The sequence below is a fragment of the Eggerthella sp. genome, from assembly GCF_048329335.1.
Taxonomy (GTDB): Bacteria; Actinomycetota; Coriobacteriia; order Coriobacteriales; family Eggerthellaceae; genus Eggerthella; species Eggerthella lenta.
Genome location: NZ_DBFEGU010000134.1, coordinates 1 through 8,841 on the forward strand (window position 1 = coordinate 1; position 8,841 = coordinate 8,841).

Genomic DNA, 8,841 nt, shown 5'->3' on the forward strand with positions numbered 1-8,841 from the left:
GCACCATGGAGTTCGGCAGGCACAGGCGCTTACCCTTGGCGCCGTTGGACAGCAGCACGGCGGCCATAGAGGCGCACTCGCCCAGGCAGATGGTGGACACATCGCACTTGATGAAGTCCATCGTGTCAAGGATGGCAAGACCCGCGGTCACCGAGCCGCCCGGCGAGTTGATGTACAGGGAGATGTCCTTGTCCGGATCGGCGCTCTCGAGGTGCAGCAGCTGCGCCACCACAGAGTTGGCCACGTTGTCGTCGATCTGCTCGCCCAGGAAGATAACGCGATCGTTGAGCAGGCGGGAGTAGATGTCGTAGCTGCGCTCGCCGCGCGGGGACTGCTCGATAACGTAGGGAATCAGTGCTGATTTGGGATCAAAGCTCATAAGGTTGCCTCGCTTGTCTCTTGCGGCCGCTCGGCGGCCTGCTTGCGTTTATGCCATAGTGAGGTTTATCGCTGCGCTGTGCAAGGCCGGGGTACCGTTTCGTTACCTCGAGCCGCCCGGCGACGCGCGGATGCGCGGCCGGACGGCTCGATGTGCTCACGGTGCTATTCTGCGTCGTCGGCCTTGGCCTCGACGTCCTCGTCCTTCTTCGCAGCCTTCTTCGGAGCGGCCTTCTTGGCGGGCTTCTTCGCGGGCTCGTCGCCTGCGGCCTCGTCCTTCTTGGCCGTCTTCTTGGCCGCAGCCTTCTTGGCCGGCTTCTTTTCCTCGTCCTTCTTCTTCGAGAGGTCGAGCTCGGTCACGACGGCCTTGTCCATGATGTCCTTCACGGCCTTGGTGCGGATCACGCCCTGGCGCACCATGTGCAGCTGGCCGTTCGAGCGCCACTCGGCCTCCAGAGCCGCGGGATCCTCGACGCCGCTCTTCACGAACTCCTCGGTGACCTCCTCGGCCGTAGCCTCCATGCCGAAGTGGCGGGCCCACGCGTCAAGCGCGAGATCCTGCTTGGACATGTCCTCGGCCTGCTTCTTCACGTCCTCCTTGAACTGGTCGGGCGTGATGCCTTGCTGGGCGAGGTACACGTCGAAGGTCATGCCCTGGCTCTGCAGCTGCTGGAAGAAGTCCTGGATCAAGCTGGCCTCCGCGTCCTCCAGCATGGCCTCGGGGACGTCGCCCTCCACGCGCTCGGCGAGCGCGTACAGGCAGGCGTTCTCCTTCAGGCGCGGCATCATGTCGGCCTTCTGGCTGGTGACGGACTCGGCGATGCGCGCACGCAGGTCCTCGACGCTTTCGAAGCCCATCTGCTCCTTGGCCCACTCGTCGTTGACCTCGGGAACGATCTTCTTCTTGACGACCTTGACCTCGACCTCGAAGTTGATCTTCTCGGTCTTGCCGGCCAGCGCGGACAGCATGATGGGCGGATCGGCGGGCATGTCCAGCGTGAACGTAGCGGTCTGGCCCTTCTTCAGGCCCACCAGCTGCTCGTCGAACTCGGCCGGGAACAGGTTCGCGCCCAAGCCGTAGGGACGGTTCTCGGTCGTGAGCGACGGAATCTCCTCGCCCTTGTCGTCGGTGGCCTTCATGGCCAGGTCGATATAGCTGTCTTCCTTCACCTTCGTGGCGGCGGAAGCGTCCTCGAACGAGTAGTAGTGCTCGCGCAGGGCGTCGATCTGCTCGTCGATCTCGGCATCGGTCGTGCCTTCGGCGGGCAGCTCGATCTCGACGGGCTCGTAGCTGGAAATCTCGATCTCGGGCTTCACCGTGACGGTGAACGAGAAGGTGTAGGGCTTGCCGGCCTCGACGAGGTCCGTCTCGTCGAATTCAGGCTTGGCGATGGGGTACAGGTCGCAATCGTCGATGGCGAGAGGATAGGTGCCGTTGACCACGTCGTCGGTGACCGTCGCGCGCACGGCTTCGGCGCCCAGGGCGTTGTCGATGATCGGGCGCGGGGCCTTGCCCTTGCGGAACCCGGGGAAGTTGTACTTGTTGGCGAAGTCCTTGTAGGTCTTCTTGATGCGGGCATCGATGTCCGCGGCATCGACGGTAACGGTCACTTTCGTGCGGTTATCTTCCAATGCCTCAACTTTTGTTTCCACGTAACTATCCTCCATCATTCATATGTCGCCTTGCGGCATCGTTCGGTGCGACTGCCTTGGCCTTCCCTTGCAGCGATGCGTTACGACCTGCAAAGCAAGCCAAGCACACCGAGACGGAATTATCGCACATATGCGCCCAGCCGGGAAGTAAAGATGAGGCAGGTTCACGAAGAACCGACGAAACCGGGACGCAACCAGGGTGCAACGGAAACGAAACCGGGGAACCGCCCGTTGAAAATTCCGCCGGCATCGAAAGTCATGCTACCATGAGACGACTTTCGACAAGGACGCAAGGAGCCCCTTATGCCCCAGGACCGCACCCTCAAAGCCATCAAATCCCGCAGCCGCAGCGAGCAGGTGTCGGTGGTCTCGCTGCTGCTCCTGCCGCTTTTGGGGATGTGCTGCCTGCTGATCCCCGACACCGTCACCGACGCGCTGCCGTATCTGCTGGGAGGCCTCATGGCGGTATCGGGCGCGGCGGGCCTCGTGTACGCGGTTGCGCACGCGAGCGGCGCGCGAGCCGACGCGCGCAGCCTCGTCGAGGAACCGGCCGTGCTGGGGCGGGCCGTGGTCATGTGCGTGCTCGGCGGCGTCATCCTCGTGCAGGGACATGCCTCCATCAGCTTCGTCGGCGTGATGTGGGGACTCCTGGGCCTGTACAAGGCCGCCGACGAGATCGACGACGTGGTGCACGCGCTCAAGGGAAGGAGGCCCTTCGCGTTGAAGCTGGCCTTCACCGTGTTCGAGATGGTGCTGGCCGTGCTGCTTATCATCAGCCCGTTCGCGAACATCGAGCACCACGTGCTGTTGCTGGGCCTGGAACTGATCGCCTACCCCTTCCGGATCGAGTCGGGCGATTCGGGCAAGCTCACCGTCGAAACGGAAGCGTAGCGCCATTGGACGGCAAGGAAGGCGCCTCTTACCCGAATCTCGAAGGTTACAAATCGATTTTGCCCTCCCGCTAATCGCCCGATCACGGTATCATGAAGCCGAAAGCGAAACGCACCCGAAACGCAGCAGCCGGAGGCTTCCATGCCCACCATCGATCTCAACATATTGCAGGAACGCGAGCTGGCGCGCTTGCTGGACTACGAGCGCGCAACGTGCACCGTCGACGGCGACCTCGTGTATCACTGCGCCTTCCCCTATCGCCCCGACGACGACCTGCAGGTAGAGCTCATCGCGCACGGCGCGCTCATGCAGAAAATCGACGACCGCCGCGGCACCGTGGTCACCATCACGTCGGACGGATACTCCTACTTTCCCATGCTCAAACAGGAGGAAGAGGAGCGCAAGCGCCGCGAGCGTCGCGAAACGCGCCTCGTGGGCACCGCCGCTTTGTTCGCCGCCCTCAGCGTAGTCATAGGCTTTCTGTTGGGAAAGTTCTTCGCCTAGCTCGCCCGAACGCCGAAGCTGCGAGCCTTTTTCTGCTCGTGCACGCTTTTGTCAAGCGTATGCGGGTCCAACGATGCGTTTAGCTTGACAAAAGCGTGCATGGGGAACGGGACGCGCAGCCTTCGCATCCCGTATTGGGCGAAGCGCGCCGCGACGTATCTTGATGGTGCGGGCGAAAGGACTTGAACCTTCACGAGTTTCCCCACCAGAACCTAAATCTGGCGCGTCTGCCAATTCCGCCACGCCCGCACGCGTTGCATCGCGCCCGAAAGCGCGCAGCGACCATGATACCAAAAACGGCGGGAAAGAAAACCGTCGTCCGAACGCTTTTCGTGCGCGCGCCCTCTTTCTGCTACTATGATGCGACTCAACGGGAAAGGAACGCATCATGGGAATCAAGAAGGTCGTCCAGGCGTGGAACTCGGTCAGCCTGGTGAAGCGTATCGTCATCGGACTGGTGATCGGCGGCGTGCTGGGCGTGGCGGTGCCGAACATCGAGGTCGTCGAGCTGCTGGGCACGCTGTTCGTGTCGGCGCTGAAAGGCGTCGCGCCGATTCTGGTGTTCTTCCTGGTTATCAGCGCGCTTGCGAACGCTCGCGCAGCCGGATCGATGAAAACCGTCGTGCTCCTGTACGTGGTGAGCACGTTCGTCGCGGCGCTCGTGGCCGTGGTGGCCAGCTTCCTGTTCCCCATCGAGCTCACGCTGAGCGCTCCGGCGGCCGACCAGAGCTCGCCGTCGGGCATCGGGGAGGTGCTGGGCGCGCTCGTGATGAACGTGGTGTCGAACCCGGTGGACGCGCTTATGAACGCGAACTACATCGGCATCCTGGCTTGGGCCGTGGTGCTGGGCATCGCGCTGCGCGCCGCGTCGCAGAGCACGAAGGACGTGTTCGCCAGCGTGTCCGACGCCGTGTCGCAGGTGGTGCGCTGGGTGATCTCGCTGGCGCCCTTCGGCATCTTGGGCCTCGTGTACACCACGGTGAGCGCGAACGGCCTGGAGATATTCACCGAGTACGGCCAGCTTCTGCTGGTGCTGGTGGGCTGCATGCTGTTCATCGCGTTCGTCACGAACCCGCTGCTGGTGTTCTGGGGCATCCGCAAGAACCCCTACCCCCTCGTGCTGCGCTGCCTGAAGGACAGCGGCATCACGGCGTTCTTCACGCGCAGCTCGGCGGCGAACATCCCGGTGAACATGGAGCTGTGCCGCAAGCTGGGGCTGGACAAGGACAACTACTCAGTGTCCATCCCGCTGGGAGCCACCATAAACATGGCGGGCGCTGCGGTGACCATCTCGGTCATGGCCATGGCGGCCGCCCACACCATGGGCGTGTCCATCGATCTGCCCACCGCCGTCATCCTCAGCGCGCTGGCAGCGGTGTCCGCCTGCGGCGCGTCGGGCGTGGCAGGAGGGTCGCTGCTGCTCATCCCGCTGGCATGTTCGCTGTTCGGCATCGGCAACGACGTGGCCATGCAGGTGGTGGCCATCGGCTTCATCATCGGCGTGGTTCAGGATTCGTGCGAGACGGCGCTCAACTCGTCGTCCGACGTGCTGTTCACCGCCACGTCGGAGTACCGCGAGTGGCGCAAAGCCGGCAAGGAGATCACGTTCGGCGAGGATGCGTTCAGCGAGAACGAGCTGGCGTAAGGGGAACGGTTCCTCTGCAAGAAGAAGGGCGGCTCCAGGGCCGCCCTTCTTCTTGCACGCGTTGCTATTGGTCGACCACCGTCACCGTATAGGCGTTGTCGCCGACGGTGAAGGGCTTCAACAGGTTCTCGACCAGCGTATGCGCCTGAGCCTTGGCTTGCTCCAGCATGTTGGCCTGGTTCACCTTGCCCTCGGCATCTTGCTGCGCCACCTTCAGCGCCTCGGCCGTGTCTTGCTTGTTCTCCCAGTTGAACAGCGCGAACGATGAATCGTAGAACTCGAGGGAGTTCGGGTCGATCTCGATGCCCAGAAGCTGCGGCGCCGGCAGGCTCACCGTGATGGCGTTGCCGCTGACCTCGACGCGGGCCTGCGCCAGATCCACGCCTGCGCGCACCTCGGCATCGTAGACCATGGTGAAGGCCTTCTTCGTGATGAAGTCGATGTCGCCGTTCTCGTAGCGCACGAGGCCGCGGTAGTCCAGCTTGGCCGTGGCAAGCTCGCTGCAATCGGACAGCTGCTCCTGGATGGACGTGGACGACAGCGAGATGCTGGGCTCGAACGTGCGCTGCACGGCGAGCGTTCCGAACACACCGGCCGCGATCAGCGCGACGGCGACGATAACCATGACTATCTTCTTCATGCCTCTCCTACCTCGTCAGCTTTCACGCTACAAGGATATCATGGGAGAAGAACCCGAAAACGCCGCCTCACGACTTCAACGAACGGTTGTTGCCCGACCGTCACGAGCCGGGATGCGCCGCCGCGTTCGTCCATTTCCGCGCCCGCGAGTTCGCACGGCATCGGGCAGGGAGTCCAAGTCCTCGACTTATGCGCGCCTCTGCCAAGAGGGCGCGGTATTCCGCTCGACGCCCCGAGCGCAGACCACGAGCCGTAATCGGGCGGCTCCCTGCGGCGCCGATGGGAAGCCTCCCTGTCGGCACCGCACGAGAAACCCCTCGCGGGCAATTCGCGCTTATCGGTCGAGGCGGGCGTAGGATTGGCCGTCGCGCTGCTCCACCTTGATGCCGTCCAGGTCGTCGAGATAGGGCCTGAACTGCGCGTAGCCCAGATCGCGCAGCTTGAACGTGCGGAACTTGCCGCGCACGCGCTTGCCCAGCACGGACAGCGCGATCCCCTCCGGCTCGGCGGCGGCCACGGTCTGGCGGATGAACGCCTCGGGGTCGGACGGGGCAGCGGCGCCTTCGGCGACAGCCTTCGCAGTCGCTTTGGCTGGACGCTTCGGTGCGCGCTTCGCGGGCGCTTCGGACTCCCGCTTCGGCGCTTCCCCGACGGGCTCCTCCTGCGTCGCCGTAGCCTCGGCGACCGGCTGCTCGGCCTTGGGGGCCTTCGCCCTCGCGGGCTTGCGCTTCGGCTTCGCAGCGGGCTTCTGCTCCTCGGTTGGCGCGGCGGCCTGGGCAGGCACCTCGCCGTCCGAGCGCTCACCCTTCTCGGTCTGCTTCTTCCCCGCCTGCTTGCGCCCTTCCGAGCCTCTCGAGCGAGAAGCAGCCGCGCGCATGCGGGCGGCACGTCCGGGACGGTTGTCCGAGGGAGGCTGCTCGGCAGGCTCGGCTTCGACGACAGGTTCGGCCAGACGATCATGCTGCTCGCCTGCGGGCTCCGCTGAGAGTTCCGGTTCCTGAACCGGCTTCTCCTCGGTAGCCTCGGATCCCTGCTGCGCCGCGACCTGATCCTTGCGACGACGCGGCTGACGGCGCGACGCGGGCTTCTTCTCGACCGGCTTCGCCTCAGCGGCGCCCTGTGCGTCCGTCGATCCTTCAGATTCTGCAACCGGCGCGTCTTTCACGTCGTCGGCCTGCTTGGTCTCGGGTGCCTGCTCTGCCTCCGGGGAAGCGTCCTTCGGAGCGTTCGCACCCTCAGCCAGCACCACGGCCACCGAGCTGCCGTCCTTGATGATCTGCACGCTGGCGAACTCGTCGAGCAGCTTCGACAGCAGGTTCGTGCCGTAGCTGCGCACGTCGAAGTCGGGGTAGCGCTTCAGCAGACGGCTGCCCACCTCTCCGAGCCCCGTCGACTTGCCGTTGTTCTGGTTGTCCGTGATGATGTTCACCACGGCCTGCTCGATCTCGTCCTTGCTCATGGTGGTGGTTCCAGCGCCCTGGCCGTTCGACGACGAGCCCTGGTCGTGACGGTTCCTGTTGCGTCCGCCCGACTTGCCGCCCGTGTCGCCCAGCAGAAGCTCCAGCGTGGTGAAAATGTCGCATGCCTTTCTGAACGGCGTGGGCGTCTTCTTCTCGCCCATGCCGATGACCGTGAGGCCGCTTTCGCGGATACGGCTGGCCAGACGCGTGAAATCGCTGTCGCTCGACACGATGCAGAAGCCCTCCACCGAGCGCGTGTACAGGATGTCCATGGCGTCGATGATCATGGCCGAGTCGGTGGCATTCTTGCCTTGAGTGTAGCCGAACTGCTGGATGGGCGTGATGGAGTTCTCCAGCAGCGCGTCTTTCCACTTGGCATGGAGCGTGAGCGTCCAGTCGCCGTAGATGCGCTTGTAGGTGACGGTGCCGTACTTCGACAGCTCGTCGGTGATGGGCTTTATATATTTCGCCGACACGTTGTCGGCATCGATCAAAAGTGCGAACCGCTTTTCAGACGATTGCTTGATATCCACGTAGTGCTCCTCATTCCGATTGCGGGAGGGCCGGATGCCCTGCCCCTCGGGCGTCGACTCTTCTTCGGGCGCCGCGCTAGGCAGCCGTTTTCGACGTCTTGGATGATTCTATACTACTTGAAAGCAAGCGATCGACAGGCGTTTGCAAAATGGTTGATACATTTTGCTCATATTCCTCTTGCACTCCCGGTAGAAAATCCGTATACTACCACCTTGCGCCTTGGTGGGTGTAGTTCAGTCGGCTAGAACGCCAGATTGTGGCTCTGGAGGTCGTGGGTTCGAGTCCCATCATCCACCCCAGCGCGAGTTTGAAAAAAGTACTTGCAATTGCTGGAAACATGCTTTAAAATAATCCAGCGCTTTGCGCACTTGGAACTTTGACATAGGCGTTATTTCTGGACTGTTAGCTTAGTTGGTAGAGCAGGGGACTCTTAATCCCAAGGTCCGGGGTTCGAGTCCCCGACAGTCCACCATTTGAATTCTAAAGGTCAGACATCATGTCTGGCCTTTTTCATTTTCCCCCTTCTCCTCTGAATTGTGGGCACCTTGTGTATGATGGCGGAAGCATCTGCGACAAAACGCTCCTTCGCGCGTGTTGGTAGCGGAAAGGAGATGGGATATGGATGTAGGTTGCGAGGCTCTGGGAGCCGGAACGTCCCGGAGCGACCGTCCGCTTGCTGCAGCGAACGGACGAAAACCGCACGCTGGCCAGCCGAGCGGAACCGTGCACGTCCTCGACGCCGTGGCGCTCGAAAGCGCCATGGAGCGCTGGGGCGACACCGTGCTTCGCTTGGCTACCAGCCGCATGGGCAGCGTCGCCGACGCTGAGGACGTGTTTCAAACCGTGTTCATGCGCCTGCTGCAATCGAGAGAGCGGTTCACCGACGACGAGCATCTGAAGGCGTGGCTTCTGCGCGTGACGATCAACTGCTGCAACGACGTGCACCGCAGCCCCTGGAGCAAGCGCCGCGCCGAGCTTGACGATGCCACGCTGTCCACGTTGCGCGCCTCCGAGCTGGACGAGCCGGGACGCGAAGCGCCCGACGACGCTTTCGGCAACCGCAACCTCGAGCCCGGCGACTTGGCCGCGGCTCTCGCCCGCCTCACGCCCCAGCAGCGCACCGCCGTGCACCTGTTC

General features: G+C 63.2%; 8 protein-coding genes and 3 tRNA genes. 6 read left to right on the top strand and 5 right to left on the bottom strand.

Translation table 11 applies throughout. The features are described from left to right. Together ACMO6A_RS04105 and tig are read right to left on the bottom strand one after the other, a co-directional pair. Positions 1-379: ATP-dependent Clp protease proteolytic subunit (locus tag ACMO6A_RS04105; RefSeq protein WP_418470820.1), on the bottom strand; the 379-nt coding region annotated here is incomplete at its 3' end. 164 nt (positions 380-543) lie between these two features. Further along, positions 544-2,031 (bottom strand): trigger factor, encoded by a 1,488-nt coding sequence (gene tig, locus ACMO6A_RS04110; protein ID WP_009304211.1) that lies wholly within the window; start codon positions 2,029-2,031, stop codon positions 544-546. A gap of 303 nt (positions 2,032-2,334) precedes the next feature. Between tig and ACMO6A_RS04115 the strand changes: the two genes are divergently transcribed. Beyond that, positions 2,335-2,922, top strand: coding sequence for a DUF308 domain-containing protein (locus ACMO6A_RS04115; protein WP_418470821.1), 588 nt, complete (start codon positions 2,335-2,337; stop codon positions 2,920-2,922). A 141-nt stretch (positions 2,923-3,063) separates the two neighbouring features. Then, positions 3,064-3,426: a hypothetical protein gene (locus ACMO6A_RS04120; RefSeq protein WP_009304209.1), complete on the top strand. Its 363-nt coding sequence runs from the start codon at positions 3,064-3,066 to the stop codon at positions 3,424-3,426. Positions 3,427-3,590: 164 nt separating this feature from the next. On the opposite strand, the gene ACMO6A_RS04125 is transcribed toward ACMO6A_RS04120, so the two are convergent. After that, positions 3,591-3,675, bottom strand: a tRNA-Leu gene (locus tag ACMO6A_RS04125). 139 nt (positions 3,676-3,814) lie between these two features. Between ACMO6A_RS04125 and sstT the strand changes: the two genes are divergently transcribed. Then, positions 3,815-5,071: a serine/threonine transporter SstT gene (gene sstT, locus ACMO6A_RS04130; protein ID WP_009304208.1), complete on the top strand. Its 1,257-nt coding sequence runs from the start codon at positions 3,815-3,817 to the stop codon at positions 5,069-5,071. Positions 5,072-5,135: 64 nt separating this feature from the next. On the opposite strand, the gene ACMO6A_RS04135 is transcribed toward sstT, so the two are convergent. Both ACMO6A_RS04135 and ACMO6A_RS04140 read right to left on the bottom strand, forming a co-directional pair. After that, positions 5,136-5,711, bottom strand: coding sequence for a DUF4230 domain-containing protein (locus tag ACMO6A_RS04135; RefSeq protein WP_009304207.1), 576 nt, complete (start codon positions 5,709-5,711; stop codon positions 5,136-5,138). 333 nt (positions 5,712-6,044) lie between these two features. Continuing rightward, a complete protein-coding gene (locus ACMO6A_RS04140) occupies positions 6,045-7,703 on the bottom strand; it encodes an NYN domain-containing protein (RefSeq protein ID WP_009304206.1) in 1,659 nt (552 codons plus the stop codon). Between the two features lie 223 nt (positions 7,704-7,926). Between ACMO6A_RS04140 and ACMO6A_RS04145 the strand changes: the two genes are divergently transcribed. From ACMO6A_RS04145 to ACMO6A_RS04155, 3 genes are all read left to right on the top strand, one after another. After that, a tRNA-His gene (locus tag ACMO6A_RS04145) sits at positions 7,927-8,003 on the top strand. A gap of 97 nt (positions 8,004-8,100) precedes the next feature. Next, a tRNA-Lys gene (locus tag ACMO6A_RS04150) sits at positions 8,101-8,176 on the top strand. 146 nt (positions 8,177-8,322) lie between these two features. Further along, positions 8,323-8,841, top strand: a 519-nt coding sequence (locus ACMO6A_RS04155; protein WP_418470822.1) for an RNA polymerase sigma factor, incomplete at its 3' end; no start/stop codon positions are given.